This is a genomic window from Streptomyces sp. NPDC051561, assembly GCF_044454195.1.
Lineage (GTDB): Bacteria > Actinomycetota > Actinomycetes > Streptomycetales > Streptomycetaceae > Streptomyces.
This window is the reverse complement of the sequence record NZ_JBITDM010000041.1, coordinates 13,455-35,856: the sequence shown is the minus strand read 5'-3', so window position 1 is coordinate 35,856 and position 22,402 is coordinate 13,455. Positions and strand designations below refer to the sequence as shown.

Here is a 22,402-nt window from a genome sequence, read left to right as displayed (position 1 = left end):
TTGTTCTGTTCTTGCGTTTCCGACTCTATCAGACCGTTTCCGTTCCGATTTCCTCGGCGCCTTTCAGGTTCTTCGCTTTCGCGTTTTCCCTTTCCGGCGATTCCGACTCTATCAGAAGCATTTTGGCCGAGCGAATCGGCTGCGTGATTCTGAAAGGGAATCTGAAGAGGCTCTCAATGGAATTGATATTCCGGGAGAGCGAGCTAGAGACTAGCTTGTCGCCATCGAGCTTGTCCAGCTCAAGGCAACCGTTCGAATCTACCTCCCCCTTCGAACCATGTCAATGGTTTTTGGGGCGAGGAGGAGACTAGCAGGTCAGAGGGCTCTTCTGCACATCACGCTGCGGTGGGGAGCTCAGTGTTGCGGTCGATGCGTTCCACATCTCCGCGTTCGCCGGCCCGGGCTGCTCGTCCGCCGCACAGATAGACGTACAGCAGGAATGCGGCCTCAGCCCCGATTCCGATGGTGATGCGGGCCCAGGTGGGGAGGCCGGACGGCGTGACGAAGCCTTCGATCAGACCCGACACGAAGAGGACCAGGGCCAGCCCGATCGCCATTCCCAGCGCGGCTCTGCCTTCCTGGGCCATGGCTGAACGGCGAGTGCGCGGGCCCGGGTCGATGAGGGTCCAGCCGAGGCGAAGGCCCGTACCGGCAGCGACGAAGACGGCGGTGAGCTCCAGCAGGCCGTGCGGAAGGATCAGGCCCACGAAGGTGTCCAGGCGGCCGGCGGAGGACATCAGGCCGATGCCGACACCGAGGTTGAGCATGTTGAGGAAGAGGATCCAGAGGACCGGCACGCACAGGAACGCGCCCAGGACGAGGCACATGGCGGCTGCTTGGGCGTTGTTCGTCCAGACCTGGGCGGCGAAGGACGCCGCGGGGTGGCTGGAGTAATAGGTCTCGTACTGGCCGCCGGGCCTGGTCATCTCACGGAGGTCGGCGGGAGCTCCGATGGAGGACTGGACCTCGGGGTGGGCTGCGATCCACCAGCCGATCGCCACGGCGAGCAGTGTGGAGAGAAGTGCGGTGGGAATCCACCAGCGGCGTGATTGGTAGACGGCGGCGGGAAAGCCCGTGGTGAGGAAGTGGGCCGCGTCGCGCCAGGTGGCTCGGCGGGTGCCGGTGACGAAGGAGCGAGCCCTGGCCACGAGTTGGGTCAGGCGGGCGATGAGGGTGGGGTCCGGGGTGGTGGAGCGGATGAGCGAGAGATGGGTGGAGGTGCGCTGGTAGAGGGTGACCAACTCATCGATCTCGGTGCCGGTGAGCCGACGGCCCCGGCCGAGGAGCTGGTCGAGGCGGTCCCACTCGGCGTGGTGGGCGGTCACGAAGACGTCGAGGTCCATGGTCGGCTGCTGCTCCAGGCACTGGGTCCGGGTCCGGCGGGAAGGCACAGCACTGCACGCGCTGGGGATCAGCTTGGCAGACTGAGGATTTCAGGGGTGGGGAAGGGCAGCGGAGAGGTGGGTACCGGTGAGTGAGTTCGTGACGGGCGACGCGGTCGTGCTGGGGGTGCGGCCCGCGCGGTTGCCGAGCCGGGCGCTGGCGATTCTGATCGATCTGGCGGTGGTGGGGGCGGCGTACATCGGCGTCACGTTGGGACTGGCGCTGGCGACTGCTTCGTTGGACCCGGCGGCGACCGCGGCGGTGATGGTGGCTTCGTTCCTGCTGGTGCTCGTGGGAGCGCCGATCGCGGTGGAGACGCTCACGCGGGGGCGGTCGCTCGGGAAGCTCGCCTGTGGGTTGCGGGTGGTGCGGGATGACGGGGGGCCGATTCGCTTTCGGCACGCGCTGGTGCGCGGCGCTGTGGGGGTTGTCGAGATTCTGATGACCTTTGGGGTCGTTGCCTGTATTGCGTCGCTGGTGTCCGAGCGGGGGCGGCGGATCGGGGATGTGTTCGCCGGGACGCTCGTGGTGCGGGAGCGGGTCTCGGCCGGGCGGGCCGGGGCCGTGCCGCCCCCTCCCCCGTGGTTGGTGGGGCGGTTTGCCGGATTGGATCTCTCGCGGGTGCCGGACGGGCTGTGGCTTGCCGTACGTCAATACCTGACTCGGATGGGGCAGTTGGACCCGCAGGTCGGTGGGGCCATGGCGGGAAGGCTGGCCGGAGATCTGGCCGGCTTTACCGGGGTTCCGGTGCCGCCCGGGGTGCCGTCGGCGGCCTACTTGGCGGCTGTGGTGCAGGAGCGGCAGGTTCGGGACGGCAGGCGGGCTCACCGGGCGGCGGCTTCGGCTTCGGCTTCGGCTTCGGCTTCGGCTTCGGCTTCGTCTCAGGCTTCTGTTCCGGCTCCGGTGGTTGCTTCGGCCGCGGGTGAAGGGGCAGGGGGTGTCTCACCGTTTGCGTCGCCCGGGTATCGGGGCGGGAGTGGAGAGGCGGCGGCAACTGCCCTGCGGGAAGCAGGCTTTCCCGTGCCGGCGCCTGTTCCGGAGACGGCACCCGTGTCGGAGCCGGGTGCGTCCGAGAAGCGGAGGGCGGACCGGCCGTCGGCCACTGGGTTTGCGCCGCCTGGCTAGACCGCCTGGTTAGAAGGTGGTGCTGCTGGGGTCTGTGGGGCTTGAGGGGAATGCCGACGGTGGGGTTTCCAGGTGTTCGAGTTCGATGCCCGGGGCGGAGAGGACGACGTCGCCGGCGATGTGGATCTGGTGTTGTTCACCGGTGTCCAGGGCGTTGACCTGGTACTCGTCCACCATCAGGGGGCCGTTGTCAGTGGCGTGTGCTTCGCTTTTCACCAAGGCCCAGGACTGGTCGAGCGTACGTGGTGCCAGGACCGGGTCGGTGAAGGCGACCAGGCGGACGCGGGTGGCGGGGGAAGTGGGGGTGAGGCGCAGGAGGCGGGCGGTGGCGACGAGGAACGCCGGGGAGGTGCCGGTGAAGGCGTGGGCGCGGACATTGCCTTCGGTGGCGTGAACTCCGGCGGGGTCGGTACGGACCCAGGTGACGCCGTCGATGGCGGCGCCCCGTACCTGCCAGCTGGAGGCGTGGAGTTCGAGTCGGATGGGGCGGCCGAGGTCGTCGAGGGCGAGGTCGACGGAGCCGGCGTGGTCGCCGGAGGAGGTGGTGGTCTGAGAGACGTAGCGCCAGCCGGAGGGGCCTGGTGCGCAGTGGAAGTGTTCTTCGCCGAGAGGGGTGTGGTCGTGGGGGTCGTGGAGCGAATATCGGCCGCGGGGCATGGGGTCCTCGGGTTCGGGTCTTGCGGGGCCGGGCACGGGGCAGGCCCCCGGGGTGGAGTCCGGGGGCCTGCCTGAGGGCCGGGCCCGGGCCGGGAGACAGTGCGCTGCGGCTTGGGGCGGCTGCTGCTGTCACCCGGCGGGGCTGGGGCCTTCCACTGCTGCTGGGCGGCGTGGTGCCGGTTGCTCAGTAGCGGTAGTGGTCCGGCTTGTACGGGCCCTCGACCTGGACGCCGATGTAGTCGGCCTGCTCCTTGCGGAGGGTCGTGAGCCTGACGCCGAGAGCGTCGAGGTGGAGACGGGCGACCTTCTCGTCGAGGTGCTTGGGCAGCACGTAGACGTCGGTCGGGTACTCCTCCGGCTTGGTGAACAGCTCGATCTGGGCCAGCGTCTGGTCCGCGAAGGAGTTGGACATCACGAAGGAGGGGTGTCCGGTGGCGTTGCCCAGGTTGAGCAGGCGGCCCTCGGAGAGGACGATCAGGACCTTGCCGTCGGGGAACTTCCAGGTGTGGACCTGGGGCTTGACCTCGTCCTTGACGATGCCGTCGATCTTGGCCAGGCCGGCCATGTCGATCTCGTTGTCGAAGTGGCCGATGTTTCCGACGATGGCCTGGTGCTTCATCTTGGCCATGTCGGCGGCCATGATGATGTCCTTGTTGCCGGTGGTGGTGATGAAGATGTCGGCGGTCGCGACGACGTCGTCGAGAGTGGCGACCTGGTAGCCGTCCATCGCTGCCTGGAGGGCGCAGATCGGGTCGATCTCGGTGACGATGACACGGGCGCCCTGGCCGCGCAGGGACTCCGCGCAGCCCTTGCCGACGTCGCCGTAGCCGAAGACGACCGCGACCTTGCCGCCGATGAGGACATCGGTGGCGCGGTTGATGCCGTCGATCAGGGAGTGGCGGCAGCCGTACTTGTTGTCGAACTTCGACTTGGTGACGGCGTCGTTCACGTTGATCGCCGGGAAAAGGAGGGTCTGGTCCCGGTGCATTTCGTACAGGCGGTGGACGCCGGTGGTGGTCTCCTCGGTCACGCCGCGGATCTCGGAGGCGAGCTGGGTCCACTTCTGGGGGCTCTCACCGAGAGTGCGGTTGAGGAGCGTCAGGATGTAGGCGTACTCCTCGGAGTCCGCGGTGGACGGGTCCGGGGCGGCGCCCGCCTTCTCGAACTCGACGCCCTTGTGGACGAGGAGGGTGGCGTCGCCACCGTCGTCCAGGATCATGTTCGGGCCGCCGGTGGGGGTGTTCGGCCAGGTCAGTGCCTGCTCCGTGCACCACCAGTACTCCTCAAGGGTCTCGCCCTTCCAGGCGAAGACCGGGACGCCCTGCGGGTCCTCGGGGGTGCCGTTCGGGCCGACCGCGATGGCGGCGGCGGCGTGGTCCTGGGTGGAGAAGATGTTGCAGGAGGCCCAGCGGACGTCGGCGCCGAGCGCGACGAGGGTCTCGATGAGCACGGCGGTCTGCACGGTCATGTGCAGGGAGCCGGTGACGCGGGCGCCGGCGAGCGGCTTCGTCTCGGCGTACTCCTTGCGGATCGACATCAGGCCGGGCATCTCGTGCTCGGCGAGAGTGATCTCCTTGCGGCCGTAAGCGGCGAGGGAGAGGTCGGCGACCTTGAAGTCCTGGCCGGTGGCGACAGTCGTCATGAAGAGCTGCTCCTCGTGAGGTGGTTCGAGGTGGTTACGGCTGATCTGCGGCGGCGGGCACACGAATGCCCGGGCACTCGCAGCGCAGTCCGTCGGAGGCCCTCTCTCCCTCGGCCGGTCCGCAGGACCGCCCGACCGCCATCAGCAGCGACGTCTGGCTAGGTTACGAACCTACACCGATCGGCCCAGCGCCCCCCAGCCCGCCTGCGGTGTGAGAGTCGAGCCTGGCTTGAATTCATGCTCCAAGTGCGGCAATTCGCATCTTCCGGACATTCCGCGGGTCGGAGGGGAACGGTGAAGGCCCCTGCCCGGGCGGGGCAGGGGCCTTCGGAGGAGGGGGTCCGGGATCAGTGGCCGGACTCTGCGGCGGGGCCGCCGGGGGTGCGGCCCGGGTTCTCGCCCGCGGCGGCCGCCTTCTCGTTGTAGATGTCCGGTTCCAGGTAGATGACCCGGGCGATGGGGACGGCCACGCGGATGCGCTCCTCGGCGGCGTTGATCGCGGCGGCGACCTCGGCTGCCGTGTCGTCGTGCTGGACGGCGATCTTGGCGGCGACCAGGAGTTCCTCGGGGCCGAGGTGGAGCGTGCGCATGTGGATGATGCCGGTGACGGTGTCGCCGTCGACGACGGCGGCCTTGATCTTGTCGACGGAGTCGGTGCCGGCGGCTTCGCCGAGCAGGAGGGACTTGGTCTCCACGGCGAGGACGATCGCGATGAGGATCAGCAGGACGCCGATGCAGAGGGTGCCGATGCCGTCCCAGACGCCGTTGCCGGTCGCGAGGGCCGTGCAGACGCCGGCGAGGGCGAGGACCAGGCCGACCAGGGCGCCGAGGTCTTCGAGGAGTACGACCGGGAGCTCGGGGGCCTTGGCGCGGCGGATGAAGTCCTTCCACGACTGGTTGCCGCGGGTGTGGTTGGACTCCTTGATCGCCGTACGGAAGGAGAAGCTCTCGGCGATGATCGCGAAGACGAGGACGCCGACCGGCCAGTACCAGGCGTCGATCTCGTGCGGGTCGTGGATCTTCTCGTAGCCCTCGTAGATGGCGAACATGCCACCGACGGTGAAGAGGACGATGGAGACCAGGAAGGCGTAGATGTAGCGCTCGCGGCCGTAGCCGAAGGGGTGCTCCGGAGTGGCTTCGCGTTTGGCCTTCTTGCCGCCGAGGAGGAGCAGGCCCTGGTTGCCGGAGTCGGCGAGCGAGTGGACGCTCTCGGCGAGCATCGAGGACGAGCCACTGAAGAGGTAGGCGACGAACTTGGCCACGGCAATCGCGAGGTTGGCGGCGAGTGCCGCCACGATCGCCTTTGTTCCGCCTGACGCGCTCATGGGTGCAGGGTCCTTCCTGGGTGTCCTGGGTGCTGCGGCCCGAGCGCCGCGGGGGTACGGCCGCACATTGTTGCAGCTTGGTGCGGCGGAGGGAGAGCGTCGGTGCGTCAGACGACCACTGTGGCGCGGAAAACGGTTCCCGGGCCGGACAGTTCGGGCTTTTCACCCGCCGGTACGAAGACGGACTGGCCGGGGGCGAGGGAGAGTTCGCCCGCGCGGGGGGTGCCGGCCGTGCAGAGCAGGACCTGCGGGGCGCCGGAGGGGAGATGTACCGGAGCGCCGCCTTCCGGCAGGACGTAGCGGGAGAGCCGGAACTCGTCGATGGGGGTTTCGTAGAGCTCTTCGCTGTCGGGGGACGCCTCGGGGCGCAGGACGCCGGGGTCGGTGGCCTCGAAGCGGACGATGCGCAGGAGTTCGGGGACGTCGACGTGCTTGGGGGTGAGGCCGCAGCGCAGGACGTTGTCAGAGTTGGCCATGATCTCCACGCCGAGACCGTCGAGGTAGGCGTGCGGCACGCCGGCGCCGAGGAACAGGGCTTCGCCGGGCTGGAGTTGGACGTGGTTGAGGAGGGCGGCGGCGAGGACGCCGGGGTCGCCCGGGTAATGGTGGGCGAGGGAGGCCAGCATCTTGTACGTGGCGGCCCGGTCGGCCGGGGTTCCGGGGGCGGCGGCCAGACGCGTGGCCGCCGCGGCGGTCTCGGTGACCGTGGCGGCCATTTCGGTGCGGTCCACGGTCAGCACGGCGGTGAGGACCTCACGGAGTGCGGCTTCCTCGGGGCGGGCGCGGAGCAGGTCGGCGTACGGCTTGAGGGAATCGACGCCGAGGGATTCGAGGATTTCGGCCGATGCGGTGGGAACTCCGAAGCCGCACAGTCCGTTGAACTCGGTGAGTGCACAGATCAGTTCGGGTTTGTGGTTGGCGTCCTTGTAGTTGCGGTGCGGGGCGTCGATCGGGACCTGGCGGCGTTCCTCGTCGGCGTACCCCTCCTGCGCCTGGGCGAGGTTCGGGTGGACCTGCAGCGAGAGCGGTGCTCCGGCGGCGAGCAGCTTGAGGAGGAACGGCAGTCGCGGGCCGAACTTCTTCACCGCTGCCGGACCGAGCTCCGTCTCCGGGGCGGCCGTGATGACGTCGGAGAGTGCCTGGGGCTCCGGGGTGCGGCCGGGTTGTGCGCGGGTGATGCGGGAGGGTGCGCCGGGGTGGGCGCCCATCCACAGTTCCGCCTGCGGCTCGCTCGTGGGCTCGGTGCCCAGGAGTTCCGGGATGGCGGTAGTGGAACCCCAGGCGTAGGGGCGCACGGTGTTGGCGAGGCGGTCCATGGTGGCTCTTTTCGGTCCCGGGCCGTGGGGCGGGGACGACTGGAGGTCCGAGGCGACGTGGGTGGTGCGGAAGGGGTGGCGCGCAAGGGGGGTGTGCGGGGGATCGGTTCGGCGGGTGGGGCCGGTTCGGTCGGGGTGTACGGAGGTGTCAGGCGGAGGGGGGTGTGGATGCGGCGAGCGAGAGGTAGGCGGTCGCGAAGTCGGTGACGGCGAGGAGTTCGGCGAGGCTTTCCAGTTCACCGCCTTCCTCGGGTTCGAGTTCGCTGAGGGGCGTGTCGTGGCCGAGGGCGAGTTCGCGGGCCGCGGGGGCTGCGGAGAGGCCGCCGGTGGGGCGGTCGCGGAGCAGGACCACGCGGGCGCGCAGGGCCTGGGCGTCGTCCACCCGGTCCCGGAAGAAGTCTTCCGGGTCGGCTCCGGCGGCGTACGAGCCGGTGAGCAGCATGCCGTGGGCGGGCAGGGCCTCGGGGAGTTCGGCGGCGAGGGCGGGCCGGCCGGCGAGTTCGGCGAGGACGGCGGCGAAGCGGCGGCCGATCGGGCCTGCGACGGTGCCTTCGGTCCAGACGAGCGGGAGTGAGTCGGACAGTTCGGCGGCGAGGGTCTTGGCCGGGTTGCTGTACGTCACGACGGCGGGGCCGCAGCGTTCGGCGGTGTGGTCGAGGCGGTCGGCGACGAGCTGGAGGGTGTCCGTGGGGGCGGAAAGGAGGCCGACTCGGTCGAGCAGGACCAGGAGCGGGGTGAGCAGTGCCCAGAGGGCTCCGGGGCCGGCGGTGACGCCTGCGTCGTACTCCTCGTACGGGGCGGTGGCCATGGGCACGACCAGGCCGTGCACTCCGTTGACGGACTCACTCAGCGGGGAGCGCTGGGGGGCGACGGCGACGACGGTGCAGCCTCGGCGGTAGGCCTGTTCGGCGAGGAGGGCGAGGCCGGGTTCGGCGCCGTCCGCCGTCACCAGCAGGAGGAGGTCCACGGAGCCGGCCCAGCCGGGGAGGGTCCAGCGCAGGGCGCCTGCGGCGGGGGCGACGCCGGTCGGGTGCAGGTGGGTCACCGGGCAGGCTGTGCCGGCGAGGGCGCCGAGCAGGTCGGCGACGCCGGTGGCGGCGGCGCCCGGGCCCGCGATCAGGACGGCGCGGGGACGGCCTTCCGGTTTGAGGTCGGCGAGGCCGGCCTCGGTGGCGTGGCGGGCGGCGGTCCGTACCCGGGCTCCGGCTTCGGCGGCGCCGCGGAGGAGGCCGCGGTGGTCGGCGCGGGCCAGGGAATCCGGAGCGTCCAGGAGCGACTCGTCGAGCATGGGTGAAGCCTCCGATCGCCTTGCGCGAGTGGCTTGCGCGGGTGGGGACTTGAGGGGTGGGGCGGGGGCCTGGGGCTGGGTCAGGCGGGGCGGCGGGCCTCGTCGACGAGGAGGACCGGGATGCCGTCGCGTACCGGGTAGGCCAGGCCGCAGGCCTTGCTGGTGCAGGTGAGTTCAGGGGTGGCCGCGGACGTCTCGTCGGTGAGGGGGGCGTGGCAGGCGGGGCAGGCGAGGATCTCAAGGAGGCCGGATTCGAGGGGCATGAGGGGTCCTTTCGGGGGTGGGGCTCGGGGGTGCGGGTTGGCCTGGTCAGCGTACCGCTGGGGTGGGGGTGCGGTGGTGGGGTGGGGCGCGGGTGGGGTGCGGGCGCGATGGGTTTTGCCCCGCCCCGCCCCTTCCCTGAACCGCTGGCCGCGGGGCGGGTGGGGAGGTGCGGGTGGCTTGGTTGCTCGCGCAGTTCCCCGCGCCCCTGGCGGGGCGGGGAGGGTGGACCCGGACTGGGGCGACGAAGGGCGGGGGCGCGAGGCCCTCACCGGTACGGGCGGGCCCCCTCAACTGGGAGGTGGCGACCCCGCGCCCGCAGTCCCCGCCACGCTTCGCTCACGGTTGCGTGCTGGGGAGGGGGCGCTCCTGTAGGCGGCCCGCACCTTGGCCGGGGCCTGCCTTCATCCGATACGGGCGCGGAGCGAGGGGTGTGCTGGGAGGGAAGCGTCCCGCGGGCAACCCAGACGCCTCGGCCGGGGGGCACCCTCACCCGATACGGGCGACGAGCGGGGGCGAGGTCGGCCTCCGGAGGGGAACCTCCCGCAAGCAACCCAGGAGCCACGGCCGGGGGCGGCCTCACCCGATACGGGCTTTGGGCGGAGGCGCACGCGGGCACGGAGGGGGGAGCTTCCGAGGCCGACCAGGTACCTCGGCCGGGGGCAGACCTCGTTCGTTGCGGGCGGTGGGGGGGGGAGGTGGGTGCGGCCTGGGGAGGGGAGCCTCCCGGAAGCAGACCAGGAGGCTCGGCCGGGGGCGGCTTCGCCGGTGTGGGTGGCGGGGGGGTCAGGGGTGGAGGAGGGAGAGGACTTCTTGGCGGAGGGATTGCATGGTGGGTTGGTCGCGCGCTTCGACGTTGAGGCGGAGGAGAGGTTCGGTGTTGGAGGCGCGGAGGTTGAACCACCAGTCGGGGGAGGTGACGGTGAGGCCGTCGAGGTGGTCGAGGGTGACGTCGGGGCGGGAGGCGAAGGCGGCTTCGACGGCGGCGGTGCCGGCGGACTGGTCGGCGACGGTGGAGTTGATCTCGCCGGAGCCGACGTAGCGGTCGTAGGAGGAGAGAAGGGCGGAGAGGGGGGCGGACTGTCCGCCGAGGGCGGCGAGGACGTGGAGGGCGGCAAGCATGCCGGTGTCCGCGTTCCAGAAGTCCTTGAAGTAGTAGTGGGCGGAGTGTTCGCCGCCGAAGATGGCGCCGGAGTCGGCCATTTCCTGCTTGATGAAGGAGTGGCCCACGCGGGTCCGGACGGGGGTGCCGCCGTGTTCCCGTACCACCTCTGGGACCGACCAGGAGGTGATCAGGTTGTGGATGATCGTGCCCTTGCCGCCGTTGCGGGCCAGTTCTCGGGCGGCGACCAGGGCCGTGATCGCGGAGGGCGAGACGCCCTGGCCGAGTTCGTCGACGACGAAGCAGCGGTCGGCGTCGCCGTCGAAGGCGAGGCCGAGGTCGGCGCCCTCGGCGAGGACCCGGGCCTGGAGGTCGACGATGTTCTTCGGGTCGAGGGGGTTGGCCTCGTGGTTCGGGAAGGTGCCGTCGAGCTCGAAGTAGAGGGGGACGAGGGTGACGGGGAGGGAGGCGAAGACGGTGGGGACCGTGTGGCCGCCCATGCCGTTGCCCGCGTCGACGACGACCTTCAGGGGGCGGAGGGAGGTGAGGTCGACGAGGGAGAGGAGATGGGCCGCGTAGTCGGCGAGGGTGTCGCGCCGGGTGAGGGTGCCCGGGGTGCCGGCGGGGGTGGGGGCTCCGGTTTCGGACCACTCCTCGACCAGGGCGCGGATCTCCGAGAGGCCGGTGTCCTGACCGATCGGGGCGGCGCCCGCACGGCACATCTTGATGCCGTTGTACTGGGCCGGGTTGTGCGAGGCGGTGAACATCGCGCCGGGGAGGCCGAAGGCTCCGGACGCGTAGTAGAGCTGGTCCGTGGAGCAGAGACCGATCTCGGTGACGTCCGCACCGAGGGCGGCGGCCCCGCGGGCGAAGGCCCGGGACAGCCCCGGGGACGAGGGACGCATGTCGTGGCCGACGGCGATCGCGTCCGCGCCTGTGACCCGTACGAAAGCCGCCCCGAAGAGCTCGGCGAGGGCCTCGTCCCACTGGTCGGGGACCACACCTCGTACGTCGTACGCCTTCACGATCTGCGACAGATCAGCAGCCACGGCCGTCCCTCCTGAAAGTCTGATGAGGACAACCAAAGTACCCGTGCGGGGGTTCTTCGAGACCTGTCGGACCAGGTGGAGTGCGGTGCGCGCGTGGTTCCACGCGTGGTGCTACTCGGGCGAGCGGAGTACCCGGAGGTGGCCGCGTCGAGCGGCGGAGGGGGAGGCCGGATTCGCCGTGCGTGCGCTGCCCCGGTCGGGGTCGGCGGGAGCGTCGTGGGGCCGGGCGGCCTCGCGGACTGCGTTGGCGAGGGCTTCGAGGTCGTCGCCGCTGGGGCGGGCGGGTGCGGAGCCGTCGGTGAGGCGGACCACGTCCCAGCCACGGGGGGCGGTCAACCGGTCCGAGTGCTCGGCGCACAGGTCGTAGCAATGGGGCTCGGCGTAGGTGGCGAGCGGACCGAGAACTGCGGTCGAGTCCGCGTAGACGTACGTCAGTGTCGCGACAGCAGGGCGGCCGCACGCGGTGCGCGAACAGCGACGTACAGGGCTCACGACGTTGGACGGTACCGCACTCTTGAACGGGCCGCGACGACTCGCCCCCGACGTCACTCCACCGTGTCGCCGTGCGAGGGGTACTGCGGCCGGTCCTGGAATGGTCGCGCTGACCTGCGGTGGGGCGGGGGTGGGCGGGGTCACGGGCGGGTTGTTTCGGGCAGGAAGGGTGACGAAGGGGGCGGGTGGGGTGGGGGCGGTGGTCGTTTGAGGTACGGGATTGAGCCTCGACTTGGCTGAAATGATCATCTGGGGACGGGGGGAGGGGTGGCGGTACGGGTCGGGGTGGTCCGGGGTGGGGTGGGTGCGACTCCGTGGGGAGGGCCGCCCGAGCGGGCGAGGGATGGCAGGGAGGCGGGGCGGGCGCGGGGCTGGCGCTGCGCGGGGCTGTACTTGCGCGGGGCTGGCGCTGGGCGGGGCTGGCGCTGGGCGAGGCTGGCGCTGGGCGAGGGGGTGGTACGGGCGCGGGGCGGGAGGGCGGTCGGTGGGGCTTGGGGAGGGCTACGCTGCGTCAGTGATGGACAGTTCCGGACCGCACCGATCCCCCGGGCCGCACGCCGGCCCGCAGCCCGCCGAGTCGCAGACCGGGCCGCCTTCCGCGTCGCCCGTGGGGCCGCACGCCGAGCCGCACGCGGCTTCGCGGGCCGCGGCCGCGTCGCCCGACGGGACGCGTCCGCGCAGGCGCGACCGTCACGGCCGCGGCATGCGGGGACCGGTGGCGCCGCCGCAGGTGCCGCTTTCGGCCAGCAGGGCGGAGGTGTTCGGGGATCTCGTACGGGACTCCGTAGAGCGTTTGGAGCGACGGTGGCCGCAGCTGGCCGAGGTCGACTTCGTGGTGCTTGATGTGCCGCGGGCGCAGGGGGCGGACGGGGCCGAGGAGTGGTCGGACGAGGCGGTGCCGCTGGGCGGGGTGACCGAGTCGGCCGAGGACCGTCCTGCGCGGGTGGTGGTTTACCGGCGGCCGGTGGAGATTCGGACCAAGAGCCGGGACGAGAGGGCGTTGCTGGTGCACGAGGTGGTGGTGGAGCAGGTGGCGGAGTTGTTGGGGTTGGCGCCGGAGTCGGTGGATCCGAGGTATGGGCAGGAGTAGGGGGTAGCGGGGGCGGACGCGCGGGGCCGGGGCGGGCCGGGGCGGTGAGGGTGCGACTCCGTCGGGGGCCGCCCCCTTGCCCACCCGTTCCGCCCCCGGGGGCGGCCCCGCCGCCCAAGCGGGCTGGGGTATGGCGGGAAAGGCGACCCGCGCGGCCAAGCGGGCTGGGGTATGGCGGGGAAGGCGACCCGCGCCGGCCAAGCGGGCGAGGCATGGCGGGGAAGGCGACCCGCGCCGCCCGAGCGGGCTCGGGTGATCAGGGCGGGCGGGCCCGGAGGGGGACTTGTCAGTGGTCGAGGACTGAGAGGTCGTTCTTGGCGTGGGGGACTACGACGGTGCCCTTGTCGTCCGGGAGGGGTTGGATGGTGAACATCTGGACGGTGCCCTGGGGAACGGTGAGCATGCGGGAGGCGTGGACGGGGCCGCCGGGGAGGGTTTCGACGGTGAGGGCGTAGGTGCCCTTGAGGCCGGTGGGCACGGGGGCCGCGACCGCCTGGGTGGTGCCGCCCTTGACCTTGTAGGTCTTGGTGACGGGTTCGCCGCCGCCGCTGCCCGCCGACGCGGTCACCCGCACCTCCCCCGCCGCGCCGGGCGCGGTCAGCGAGAGGACCGAGCCTTGGGCGCGGTTGTCGGCGGCGGTGGAGCGGGCGCCGACCGGGGCGGTGGCCGGGACGAAGGCGACCTCCTGGCGGTCCTTGGCGCCGCGCACGACGCGCACCGCGGCCACCACGGGGGCCGCGCGGCCGCCCTGGGAGGGGCTGAGGATCAGCGCGCCGGCCTGGCCCCTGGTGACGTCCTTCAGGTCGACGGAGGTCGTCATTCCGGACTTGACGTGCAGGTCGGCCGCACCGGCCGGGGTGATGGAGCTGTTGGGTCCGGCCAGTTGGACCTTGAGGTCGGCGTCGTTGTCGCCGGTGGCGAACAGCACCAGGCGTACCGAGGTCGCGTCGGCCGGGATGCCCGGCAGCACCAGGCTGCCCGACGGGTCCGCGGACGCGGTCAGCCAGTCGCTGCCCACCTTGTCCTCGACCGCCTGCACGGCGGCGGCGACCCGGCCCGAACGAGTGGTGACGTGCACCGTCGCGTCCGCCACCCGGGTCGGCGCCAGCGTGGACAGCAGCACCGGGACGCTGGAGTGCGGCGGGACGGTGATGCCCTCCCCCGCCTCGGACTTCAGCTGCCCCTGGGGGCCGAACAGGGTGACGTCGGCGACGGCCGCCGAGTCGTCGGGGTTGGTCAGGTGGACGTAGTCCTGCCGGGAGGTCGCGGTGCTCACCCCGGGGAACCAGAAGTCGGTGTCCGGCGGTGAGCAGCTCACCCCGAGCAGCCCCCGCGAGCTGCCCGCGGTGACCGTGGTGGTCTGCTGGGCGGCCCAGCCGGGGGCCAGCGTGCCGTCCGCGGTGCCGACCAGGGCCGGCGCCTCGGCGCCCTTCGCGGGTGCCGTGACGGGCTTTCCGGGTTCGGTGAGGGAGAGGACGGGCTTCTGTCCCGGTTTGTCGCCCGGGGGCATCAGCTGCGCCCGGCCGCTCTTGGCGGTGCCGCCGCTGCCCTTCGGGGTGAAGGAGGTGTACGTCGTCTCCGCCAGGTCCGAGATGCTGGGCGCCGGGCAGAGCAGGCTGGAGCGTTCCACCGGCAGCCTGGCGGCCTCGGCCCGGGTGCCCTTGTCCGCACCCGGGGCCGCGCCCGATTCGGGGGCGACGAGGGCGGCGAGGCCGGTGACGGCGGCCAGGGCGGTGGCGGCGGCGAGCAGGGACAGGGTGCTGCGGTTCATCGGTTGTTGCTCCCGTCGGGGCGCTGCCGGCCGTCGTGCTGGGTGCCGTCGTGCTGGGTGGCGTTGTCCTGGTCGTACGGCGAGGGCTGCTCGGGGTCGTACGGCTGCGACGGGCCGGGGTCGTACACCGGCGGCTGCTGCCCGGTGTCGTACTGCGGCTGCTGCCCGGACTGACCGTCGTAGCCGCCCGCGTAGGGGTCGTAGCCCTGCTGGCCCTGGGCGGGCTGGGCGGGCTGGGCGGCATAGCCGTACGGGTCGTATCCGCCGTCGCCGTAACCCTGCTGCTGCCCGCCGAAGGAGCCCTGCTGGTACGGGTCCTGGCCGTACTGGCCCTGCCCGGCGTATTCCTGGCCCGGAGCGGACTGCCCCTGGGCGCCCTGCCCCTGCCCGTACTCCGCGTTCGCGTAGGTCCGGCTGTCCCATTCGTCGTACGACGTCTGCTGGGGCACCGCCGCGTAGTCGTCGCTCTCCGGGGCCGGGTACGGCGAGGCGTACGGGTCGGCGACCGGAGGAGTGGGTTCCGCCGCTGCGGCCTCCGACTCGGCGGCCGCGCGCAGCCTGCGGGCCCGGCGGCCCTCGCCCTCGACCGGCTCGGACGGGAAGTCCGGTGCGTCCTCCTCGGGGAGGTCGTCGTCGATCTCGCGGCGGCGGCCCGGCAGCGCCAGGATCACCAGGACGAGGACCAGCGCGCCCTGGGTCCACAGCCAGGCGGTGCGGGTGACGGGAGCGGAGTAGGTCAGGTCGAGTTTGCCGCCTCCGGCGGGGAGTTCGAAGCCCTGGGCCCAGCCGTCGACGGTCCTGGGAGTGAGTTCGCGGCCGTCGAGCACGGCCTTCCAGCCGGGTGCGGCGGTGTCCGCGAGGCGCAGTACGCGGCCGGCGGGGCCCTGCGGAATCCTGGTGTGCGCCTCGATGGCCTGGGAGGCGACCGGCGTCGGGTCGGCGCTCTCCCCCGGCGGCACGATCATGAGCCGGGCGACCTGCTGGTCGACCCGCCACAGGGCGCTGCCGTCGAGCTGGCTGAGGCGGCTGAGGCCGGGGGTGGAGTCGAGGACCCGGCTCATCTCGCGGGGTGCCCCGTCGCGTACCAGGACGTACCGCACGGCGAAGCCGCCGAGCTGGTCGGCCTGGTCGGCGCCGGAGCCCGCGACCAGATTGGAGACGATCTTGTCGAGCTGGGGGGTGGCCCCGGCCGCGGCGGTGAGTTCGGCGTCACCGAGGCGGCCGCCGGATCCCCGTACCAGCGAATAGGACACCTGGTCCGGCGAGCTGCCGCCGAGCACCAGGGTGCGGGGCTGGTCGCGGGTGGCGGACTCCTCCGCGACGAAGGCGGGCACCTGGACCGGGTCCTGTCGGCCGAGCGGGCCGTCGGCACCGGTGAACATCCAGCCGACGGCGGCGATGACCGGTCCGAGGGCCGCCGCGGCGGCGATGAGCACGGCGACCGGCTGGCGCCAGCCGAAGCTCTGCGAGGCGACGCGTTCACGGGCGCCGTCCGCGCCGAGCACGGTGGCGGTGATCAGCGCGAGGCCGTAGAGGAGGGTGGCGGGTCCGGCCCAGCCGTCCTGGTTGGACAGTACGGCGAAGACCAGGGCGAGCAGTGCGACCACCCAGGCGGCGCGGATCGCGAACTGCCGCTCGCCGCGCAGCAGGGCCGCCAGCGCGGCCAGCACGATGCCGATCAGCAGCAGCCCACCGGCCGTCCGGGGCCCGCCGGGGCTGATCCCGAGCAGGTCGAGCGCGGTGGCCGAGCCCGCCCCGAAGGGCAGTCCCGCCTCGCGCAGCAGCGACGCCGGGTCGGTGAGCAGCGTCAGCGACCAGGGGGCGAGCACCAGGATCGGCGTACCGACGGCCGCCAGGAAGCGCAGTGCGTACGCCACCAGGTCGTCGCGCCGCAGCACCAGGACGCCCACCCCGAGCAGCACGGCCGGCGGCCACACGACGGGGGTGAACGCCGTCGCGATGCTGAGCAGCAGGGCGTACGCCCACACCGACCGCCAGCTGGAACGCCCGGCCGCCCGCGCCCCGCTCGCCGAGACCGCGCACCGCGCGATCAGCGGCAGCAGCACGGCCAGCACCGCGGTACCGATCCGGCCGCCCGCGAGCGCCCCGGTGACGGCGGGCAGGAAGGCGTACGCCACGGCCGCCCAGGCGCGCAGCAGCCTTGATTCGACCAGCGGCCTGGACGCGAAGTACGCGGTCAGCCCGGCCAGTGGCACGGAGCAGACCAGCAGGACGGTCAGCGCGGCGTGGGTGGAGCCGAGGAGCAGGGTGGCCAGTCCGGCGAGCAGGGCCAGGTAGGGCGGGGCGCTCTGGGTGCCGCCGGTGCCGGTGGGGTGCCAGGCGTGGGCGAAGCGCGCCCACAGTTCGGATGCCAGGTCGGGGGACGGCAGCAGGGCGCCACCGGCCAGTGAGCCGCTGCCGAGCAGGCCGCGGCAGGCGATCAGGGAGGCGAGCAGCAGCAGCACGAAGAGGGCCGGGCCCGGCTTGCGGGCGACCTTCTTGACGCGGGCGAACTGGTCGATCTCCAGGAAGTCCGCGTCGTCGCCGCCGGGGCCGCTCTCGACGGCGCCGTGCCGGGAGCCGCCGGTCTCGGCCTCGTTGCTGCCGCCGAAGGATCCGGCGACCTGTTCGACGGTGGCCCGCACGGTGGCGCCGGGCGGCGGGAACAGCGGCCGCAGCTCGCTCGCCTCGACCGCTCCCTTCCCGCGCACCTTGCGGGCGGCCAGGACGCGTCCCGGCCGCAGCAGCACCCCGAGCAGCCCGGTCACTTCGTCGACGGCCTGTCCGGGCACCTTGCCGACCAGGTAGGCGAGCGTCCTGAGGACCGTGCCGAGGACCAGCCGCAGCAGGACGTACGGCAGTACCGCGCCCCGTGCGTTGACGAGCATCGTGTAGACGGCGCCCGACTTGTCGACCCGGTGCGGGTTGGCGACGTTGCGCCCCGCGCAGTCGACGGTACGCCGCTCCCGGGCGGCCGCCTCGGCGTGCCGCATCACGGCGTCGGGGGCGACCAGGACGTGGTGTCCGGCCGCGTGCGCGCGCCAGCACAGGTCGACGTCGTCGCGCATCAGCGGCAGCCGGCGGTCGAACCCGCCCAGCTGTTCCCACACATCACGGCGGATCAGCATGCCCGCGCTGGACACCGAGAGCACCGAGCGCACCTGGTCGTGCTGGCCCTGGTCCTGTTCGCGGCGGTCCAGGCCGGTCCAGCGGCGACCGCTGTTGGCGATCGAGACGCCGACTTCGAGCAGTTGCTTCTTGTCGTACCAGCCGCGCAGCTTGGGTCCGACGACGGCGGCGTACTGGTCGGAGTCGGCGACCCGCAGCAGTTCGGCGAGCGCGTCCGGGGCGGGCGCGCTGTCGTCGTGCAGCAGCCAGAGCCACTGCACGGGTTCGCCGTGCGGCAGGTCCGGCATGTCGTAGGCGTCGTCGCGCCACTGGCGGCTGACGGGGTCCCAGCCGCTGGGCTTCTTCAGATACGGGAGTTCTTCGGGGGTGAGTACCCCGGCGGTGCGGACGGCCTCTTCCACCGCCGTACCGAAGCCGGTGCGGCGGGCGAGGTGCAGGACCCGTTCGTCGCCCAGGGCCTCGGCGACCAGGCGGGCCGAGTCGTCGGCGCTGCCGGTGTCGGCGGCGACGGCGTTCTGCACGGGGCGTTCCTGGCCCAGGAGTCCTGCCAGTACGTCGGGCAGCCAGCGCGCACCGTCATGGGAGACGAGTACGGCGGTGACGACGTGCCGGGGGAACTCGGGCGGGGTGGCGGCGGCCTCGTACAGGGCCGTTGACTGGCTGACGGACATCGACGTACGGGCCCTCCGGCCGGGGTCCGGGGGTCGCCCCCCGGAAGGCTGGTGTAGCTGACTGCGGTGCACGCACGCGCCCTTGAACAGGCGGGGTGCATCGCGGGACAGCGGCCCACACTAACGGCTGCACATCACGACGGTCCGCCGCCTGCGGGGAAGAGGCAGGGGGCGGACCGTCGGGTGTGTACCGGCTTGCGCTGTTTTGCTGGGGTGGTGTCCGGCGCTGCTCGGGGAGGGTGCTCCCTGGGCGGCCCCCGTCGTTCTGCGCCCGGCCGGGGCGTTACGTCGGCCTGGTAGCCGTAATGCGTCAGACGGCGGCCTTCTTCAGTCTCCGGCGTTCACGTTCCGACAGTCCGCCCCAGATTCCGAAGCGTTCGTCATTCGACAGCGCGTATTCGAGGCATTCGGAGCGGACTTCACACGCGAGGCAGACCTTTTTCGCCTCGCGGGTGGATCCGCCTTTCTCGGGGAAGAAGGACTCGGGGTCGGTCTGGGCGCACAATGCGCGCTCCTGCCAGCCGAGTTCCTCGTCCGCGTCCTCGACCAGCAGTTGCTGGAACAGCTCGGTCATGTGCGCCCCTCGTCTGTCTTTCGCGTTCCCCGTGATGTTGCCGCTACCGAATCCGGCCGAACGACACGAGTGAAATTACAAGTGTGTAGCTCCGTGGCAGTCAAGCCGAGATCTGCTATTGGGCCCGTTATTCACTCTGCGGAACCAAGGCTATGCGGAAAGTGTTCAAATCGCCAAAAACCGTGACACAACGTCGCCGCACCCTGTTCGGGTACCCCGGACACCGGGGAAGACGCGATTCGGAGTGATCTTGTTGCGGTTCGTCCGGAGAAGCGACTCGGATCACAGTCGGGTCACGGGACGGCGGTGACGCGTCCGTTGGTGCATCCGTACTCGGACACCGGCGGATGGAGCGCGTTCTCTCCGCGACAGCAGGTGCACAAACCTTTCTCCGCCTCGCGTAACCGGAAGAGGTGAAACATTGGAGCCAAATCGGTCATCGAGTTGACAGCGGGTGACGATGCCGGTCACCTTTGTTTCCATGCCAGCGTCCGCAGTGCTCCCGGTGACCCACACGCGTGTGGTCCGCAGCGCTGCCCCTCTGCGCCGTCTCTCCGTCGGCTGTTGTTACAGCTGTCGCTGTCACAGCTGTTGAAGCCACCCGCGCTCCAGCTCTGACAACTCTTCGCACGCCCCACCCCGCGTGCCGTTCTCGCGGCCCATCCCCCGCGACCTTCGTGGCCCCACCCGCCGCGAACCGTTCTGCGACACCCCAGCACTCTCCATGCCGAGGAACCCCCGCACCATGAACAGCGACAGCGACCTCCAGATCGCCGGCGACCTCCTTGAGGTCCTGCACCTCCTGGCCCCCGCCCCCGAGCACCCGTCCACCGTGGCCGGGTTCGCCGGTCTCGCCCGCTCCCTCGCGGCCGACCGCGCGCAGTGGGCGCACCTCGTCGAGTACGACGCCACCACCCGCTGGTACCACCGGCTGCGCACCGGGCCCGGTTACGAGGTCTGGCTGCTGAGCTGGGTGCCCGGCCAGGGCAGCGGGGCGCACGACCACGGGGCGTCCTCCGGAGTCATGACCGTCCTCCAGGGCGAGCTCACCGAGCGTAACGACCGGGGCTCGCGCACTCTGAGCATGGGCACGCAGTACGTATCGGTGCCCGGCCAGGTCCACGAGATGGTCAACGACTCCCTGGAACCGGCCGTCAGCCTGCACGTCTATTTCCCCGGGCTCACCGAAATGCCCCTGTACGAGACCTCGACGACGGCTGCCCGCCAGGACGCCACCACCTCCTGACAAACTGCTGTCATGCGCATTGTGGTCTTGGCAGGCGGTATCGGTGGTGCTCGTTTTCTTCGTGGGCTGAAGGAGGCGGCACCCGAAGCGGACATCACCGTCATCGGCAATACCGGTGACGACATTCATCTGTTCGGGCTCAAGGTCTGCCCCGACCTCGACACGGTGATGTACACCCTCGGCGGTGGCATCAACGAGGAGCAGGGCTGGGGCAGGGAGGGCGAGACCTTCCAGGTCAAGTCGGAGCTGGCGGCGTACGGCGTCGGTCCCGAGTGGTTCGGGCTCGGCGACCGGGACTTCGCGACGCACATCGTGCGCACCCAGATGCTCGGCGCGGGCTATCCGCTGAGCGCGGTCACCGAGGCGCTGTGCAAGCGCTGGGAGCCGGGGGTGCGGCTGATCCCGATGTCCGACGACCGCATCGAGACGCATGTGGCGGTCGATGTGGACGGCGAGCGCAAGGCGGTGCACTTCCAGGAGTACTGGGTGAAGCTGCGAGCCTCGGTGGCGGCGCAGGCGATCGTGCCGGTCGGGGCCGAGCAGTCCAAGCCGGCGCCGGGTGTGCTGGAGGCGATCGCGGAGGCGGACGTCATTGTCTTCCCGCCGTCGAACCCGGTGGTGAGCGTCGGCACGATCCTGGCCGTGCCCGGGATCCGCGAGGCGATCGCGGAGGCCGGGGTTCCGGTGGTCGGGCTCTCGCCGATCGTCGGGAACGCGCCGGTTCGGGGCATGGCGGACAAGGTGCTGGCCGCGGTGGGTGTGGAGTCGACGGCTGCCGCCGTGGCGCAGCACTACGGGTCCGGGCTGCTCGACGGCTGGCTGGTCGACACCGTCGACGCGGACACCGTCGGGGCGGTCGAGGAGGCGGGGATCCGCTGCCGCGCCGTACCGCTGATGATGACGGATCTGGCGGCGACCGCCGAGATGGCGCGGGCCGCGCTGGAACTGGCTTCGGAGGTACGGGCGTGAGTGCGGAGCGGACGTCGTACCGGGTGTGGGCGGTCCCCGGGCTGCCCGAGGTCCGGGAGGGCGACGACCTCGCCAAGCTGATCGTGGGCGCGGAGCCGGCGCTGGCCGACGGCGATGTGCTGCTGGTCACCTCGAAGATCGTGAGCAAGGCGGAGGGGCGGATCATCGCCGCCGATTCGCGCGAGGCGGCCATCGACGCGGAGACGGTACGGGTGGTGGCGCGGCGGGGTCCGCTGCGCATCGTGGAGAACCGGCAGGGGCTGATCATGGCCGCCGCCGGGGTGGACGCCTCCAACACCCCCGCGGGGACGGTGCTGTTGCTGCCTCGGGACCCGGACGCTTCGGCGCGGGTGATCCGGGACGGGGTGCGGGACGCGCTGGGGGTCGAGGTGGGTGTCGTGGTCACGGACACCTTCGGGCGGCCGTGGCGCAGTGGGCTGACCGATGTGGCGATCGGGGCCGCCGGGGTGCGGGTGCTGGATGACCTGCGGGGCGGCACGGACGCGTACGGCAATCCGCTGAGCGCGACGATAGTGGCGACGGCGGACGAGCTGGCCGCTGCCGGTGACCTGGTGAAGGGCAAGGCCGAGGGACTGCCGGTGGCGGTGGTGCGGGGGCTGCCTCATGTGGTGCACGGGGATGCCGAGGACGCGGGTGCGCGGGCGCTGGTGCGCGGGGCGGCCGACGACATGTTCCGGCTGGGGACCTCGGAGGCGGTACGGGAGGCGGTGACGCAGCGGCGTACGGTGCGGGACTTCACCGACGAGCCGGTCGACGGCGGGGCGGTGCGGCGGGCGGTCGCTGCGGCGGTGACGGCGCCCGCGCCGCATCACACGACGCCGTGGCGCTTCGTGCTGCTGGAGAGCGAGTCGGCGCGGCTACGGCTGCTGGACGCGATGCGGGACGCGTGGATCGCGGACCTGCGGGCGGACGGGAAGTCGGAGGAGTCAATCGCGAAGCGGGTGCGGAGGGGGGACGTCCTGCGGAGGGCGCCCTATCTGGTGGTGCCGTGTCTGGTGATGGACGGGGCGCACGACTACGGGCACGCACGGCGGGATGCGGCCGAGCGGGAGATGTTCGTGGTGGCGATGGGGGCCGGGGTGCAGAACTTCTTGGTGGCGCTGGCCGGGGAGCGGTTGGGGTCGGCGTGGGTGTCTTCGACGATGTTCTGCCGGGAGGTGGTGCGGGAGGTGCTGGAGCTTCCGGAGGGGTGGGATCCGATGGGGGCGGTGGCGGTGGGGCGGGCGGCGGCTGCTCCTGCGGAGCGGGCGGGCAGGGATGCGGAGGGGTTTCTTTTGGTGCGGTGAGGGAC

Annotated in this window: 18 protein-coding genes; 6 read left to right on the top strand and 12 right to left on the bottom strand. The window is 71.7% G+C overall.

The window, feature by feature from the left end; all coding sequences use genetic code 11:
- A partial coding sequence (locus tag ACIA73_RS40510; RefSeq protein WP_399444022.1) for a hypothetical protein occupies nucleotides 1-214 on the top strand: 214 nt, incomplete at its 5' end.
- A 121-nt stretch (nucleotides 215-335) separates the two neighbouring features.
- Here the strand turns inward: ACIA73_RS40510 and ACIA73_RS40505 are convergent.
- Nucleotides 336-1,343 carry a stage II sporulation protein M gene (locus tag ACIA73_RS40505; protein ID WP_399444020.1) on the bottom strand — a complete coding sequence of 336 codons (1,008 nt, stop codon included), beginning with the start codon at nucleotides 1,341-1,343 and terminating at the stop codon, nucleotides 336-338.
- Nucleotides 1,344-1,470: 127 nt separating this feature from the next.
- Between ACIA73_RS40505 and ACIA73_RS40500 the strand changes: the two genes are divergently transcribed.
- Complete coding sequence (locus ACIA73_RS40500; protein ID WP_399444019.1) at nucleotides 1,471-2,508, top strand: RDD family protein; 1,038 nt, start codon at nucleotides 1,471-1,473, stop codon at nucleotides 2,506-2,508.
- 9 nt (nucleotides 2,509-2,517) lie between these two features.
- Here the strand turns inward: ACIA73_RS40500 and ACIA73_RS40495 are convergent, their stop codons facing one another.
- The 8 genes from ACIA73_RS40495 to ACIA73_RS40460 form a co-directional block, all read right to left on the bottom strand.
- On the bottom strand, nucleotides 2,518-3,165 hold the full coding sequence (locus tag ACIA73_RS40495; protein WP_399444018.1) for a hypothetical protein: 648 nt from the start codon (nucleotides 3,163-3,165) through the stop codon (nucleotides 2,518-2,520).
- Nucleotides 3,166-3,349: 184 nt separating this feature from the next.
- Nucleotides 3,350-4,807 (bottom strand): adenosylhomocysteinase, encoded by a 1,458-nt coding sequence (ahcY, locus tag ACIA73_RS40490; RefSeq protein ID WP_399444017.1) that lies wholly within the window; start codon nucleotides 4,805-4,807, stop codon nucleotides 3,350-3,352.
- Between the two features lie 347 nt (nucleotides 4,808-5,154).
- Nucleotides 5,155-6,132 (bottom strand): cation diffusion facilitator family transporter, encoded by a 978-nt coding sequence (locus ACIA73_RS40485; protein ID WP_399444016.1) that lies wholly within the window; start codon nucleotides 6,130-6,132, stop codon nucleotides 5,155-5,157.
- 107 nt (nucleotides 6,133-6,239) lie between these two features.
- The gene (gene manA / locus ACIA73_RS40480; protein WP_399444015.1) at nucleotides 6,240-7,448 is read right to left on the bottom strand and encodes a mannose-6-phosphate isomerase, class I; all 1,209 of its coding nucleotides are present in this window, start codon (nucleotides 7,446-7,448) and stop codon (nucleotides 6,240-6,242) included.
- Nucleotides 7,449-7,596: 148 nt separating this feature from the next.
- On the bottom strand, nucleotides 7,597-8,736 hold the full coding sequence (locus tag ACIA73_RS40475; RefSeq protein WP_399444014.1) for an SIS domain-containing protein: 1,140 nt from the start codon (nucleotides 8,734-8,736) through the stop codon (nucleotides 7,597-7,599).
- Between the two features lie 80 nt (nucleotides 8,737-8,816).
- Nucleotides 8,817-8,999 (bottom strand): Trm112 family protein, encoded by a 183-nt coding sequence (locus tag ACIA73_RS40470; RefSeq protein ID WP_399444013.1) that lies wholly within the window; start codon nucleotides 8,997-8,999, stop codon nucleotides 8,817-8,819.
- A gap of 784 nt (nucleotides 9,000-9,783) precedes the next feature.
- Nucleotides 9,784-11,148 carry a phosphomannomutase/phosphoglucomutase gene (locus ACIA73_RS40465; RefSeq protein WP_399444012.1) on the bottom strand — a complete coding sequence of 455 codons (1,365 nt, stop codon included), beginning with the start codon at nucleotides 11,146-11,148 and terminating at the stop codon, nucleotides 9,784-9,786.
- Nucleotides 11,149-11,259: 111 nt separating this feature from the next.
- On the bottom strand, nucleotides 11,260-11,697 hold the full coding sequence (locus ACIA73_RS40460; RefSeq protein WP_399444024.1) for a DUF3499 domain-containing protein: 438 nt from the start codon (nucleotides 11,695-11,697) through the stop codon (nucleotides 11,260-11,262).
- Nucleotides 11,698-12,157: 460 nt separating this feature from the next.
- Between ACIA73_RS40460 and ACIA73_RS40455 the strand changes: the two genes are divergently transcribed.
- The gene (locus ACIA73_RS40455; protein WP_399444011.1) at nucleotides 12,158-12,730 is read left to right on the top strand and encodes a metallopeptidase family protein; all 573 of its coding nucleotides are present in this window, start codon (nucleotides 12,158-12,160) and stop codon (nucleotides 12,728-12,730) included.
- A gap of 286 nt (nucleotides 12,731-13,016) precedes the next feature.
- On the opposite strand, the gene ACIA73_RS40450 is transcribed toward ACIA73_RS40455, so the two are convergent.
- The 3 genes from ACIA73_RS40450 to ACIA73_RS40440 form a co-directional block, all read right to left on the bottom strand.
- Entirely contained in the window at nucleotides 13,017-14,501 is a 1,485-nt protein-coding gene (locus ACIA73_RS40450) for a DUF5719 family protein (protein WP_399444010.1), read from the bottom strand.
- The gene (locus ACIA73_RS40445) at nucleotides 14,498-18,301 is read right to left on the bottom strand and encodes a glycosyltransferase family 2 protein (RefSeq protein ID WP_399444009.1); all 3,804 of its coding nucleotides are present in this window, start codon (nucleotides 18,299-18,301) and stop codon (nucleotides 14,498-14,500) included. Before ACIA73_RS40445 ends, ACIA73_RS40450 begins: the two co-directional genes overlap by 4 nt.
- Before the next feature lie 310 nt (nucleotides 18,302-18,611).
- Entirely contained in the window at nucleotides 18,612-18,875 is a 264-nt protein-coding gene (locus tag ACIA73_RS40440) for a WhiB family transcriptional regulator (RefSeq protein ID WP_030927001.1), read from the bottom strand.
- A gap of 745 nt (nucleotides 18,876-19,620) precedes the next feature.
- Here ACIA73_RS40440 and ACIA73_RS40435 point away from each other — a divergent pair.
- From ACIA73_RS40435 to ACIA73_RS40425, 3 genes are read left to right on the top strand one after another with little or no spacing between them, the layout of a single operon-like run.
- Nucleotides 19,621-20,121, top strand: a complete 501-nt coding sequence (locus ACIA73_RS40435; protein ID WP_399444008.1) for a cysteine dioxygenase — start codon at nucleotides 19,621-19,623, stop codon at nucleotides 20,119-20,121.
- Between the two features lie 12 nt (nucleotides 20,122-20,133).
- Nucleotides 20,134-21,090: a 2-phospho-L-lactate transferase gene (cofD, locus tag ACIA73_RS40430; RefSeq protein ID WP_399444007.1), complete on the top strand. Its 957-nt coding sequence runs from the start codon at nucleotides 20,134-20,136 to the stop codon at nucleotides 21,088-21,090.
- Nucleotides 21,087-22,397, top strand: coding sequence for a coenzyme F420-0:L-glutamate ligase (locus ACIA73_RS40425; protein ID WP_399444006.1), 1,311 nt, complete (start codon nucleotides 21,087-21,089; stop codon nucleotides 22,395-22,397). The genes cofD and ACIA73_RS40425 overlap by 4 nt, the downstream gene beginning before the upstream one ends.
- Nucleotides 22,398-22,402 lie beyond the last annotated feature (5 nt).

What these genes read in the sequence shown, in the direction of transcription:
- ACIA73_RS40435 (WP_399444008.1), top strand. Translation starts at nt 19,621, where the DNA reads ATGAACAGCGACAGCGACCTCCAGATCGCCGGCGACCTCCTTGAGGTC.
- ACIA73_RS40505 (WP_399444020.1), bottom strand. Translation starts at nt 1,343, where the DNA reads ATGGACCTCGACGTCTTCGTGACCGCCCACCACGCCGAGTGGGACCGC.
- cofD (WP_399444007.1), top strand. Translation starts at nt 20,134, where the DNA reads ATGCGCATTGTGGTCTTGGCAGGCGGTATCGGTGGTGCTCGTTTTCTT.
- ACIA73_RS40485 (WP_399444016.1), bottom strand. Translation starts at nt 6,132, where the DNA reads ATGAGCGCGTCAGGCGGAACAAAGGCGATCGTGGCGGCACTCGCCGCC.
- ACIA73_RS40440 (WP_030927001.1), bottom strand. Translation starts at nt 18,875, where the DNA reads ATGACCGAGCTGTTCCAGCAACTGCTGGTCGAGGACGCGGACGAGGAA.
- manA (WP_399444015.1), bottom strand. Translation starts at nt 7,448, where the DNA reads ATGGACCGCCTCGCCAACACCGTGCGCCCCTACGCCTGGGGTTCCACT.
- ACIA73_RS40475 (WP_399444014.1), bottom strand. Translation starts at nt 8,736, where the DNA reads ATGCTCGACGAGTCGCTCCTGGACGCTCCGGATTCCCTGGCCCGCGCC.
- ACIA73_RS40455 (WP_399444011.1), top strand. Translation starts at nt 12,158, where the DNA reads ATGGACAGTTCCGGACCGCACCGATCCCCCGGGCCGCACGCCGGCCCG.
- ACIA73_RS40470 (WP_399444013.1), bottom strand. Translation starts at nt 8,999, where the DNA reads ATGCCCCTCGAATCCGGCCTCCTTGAGATCCTCGCCTGCCCCGCCTGC.
- ahcY (WP_399444017.1), bottom strand. Translation starts at nt 4,807, where the DNA reads ATGACGACTGTCGCCACCGGCCAGGACTTCAAGGTCGCCGACCTCTCC.
- ACIA73_RS40450 (WP_399444010.1), bottom strand. Translation starts at nt 14,501, where the DNA reads ATGAACCGCAGCACCCTGTCCCTGCTCGCCGCCGCCACCGCCCTGGCC.
- ACIA73_RS40445 (WP_399444009.1), bottom strand. Translation starts at nt 18,301, where the DNA reads ATGTCCGTCAGCCAGTCAACGGCCCTGTACGAGGCCGCCGCCACCCCG.
- ACIA73_RS40495 (WP_399444018.1), bottom strand. Translation starts at nt 3,165, where the DNA reads ATGCCCCGCGGCCGATATTCGCTCCACGACCCCCACGACCACACCCCT.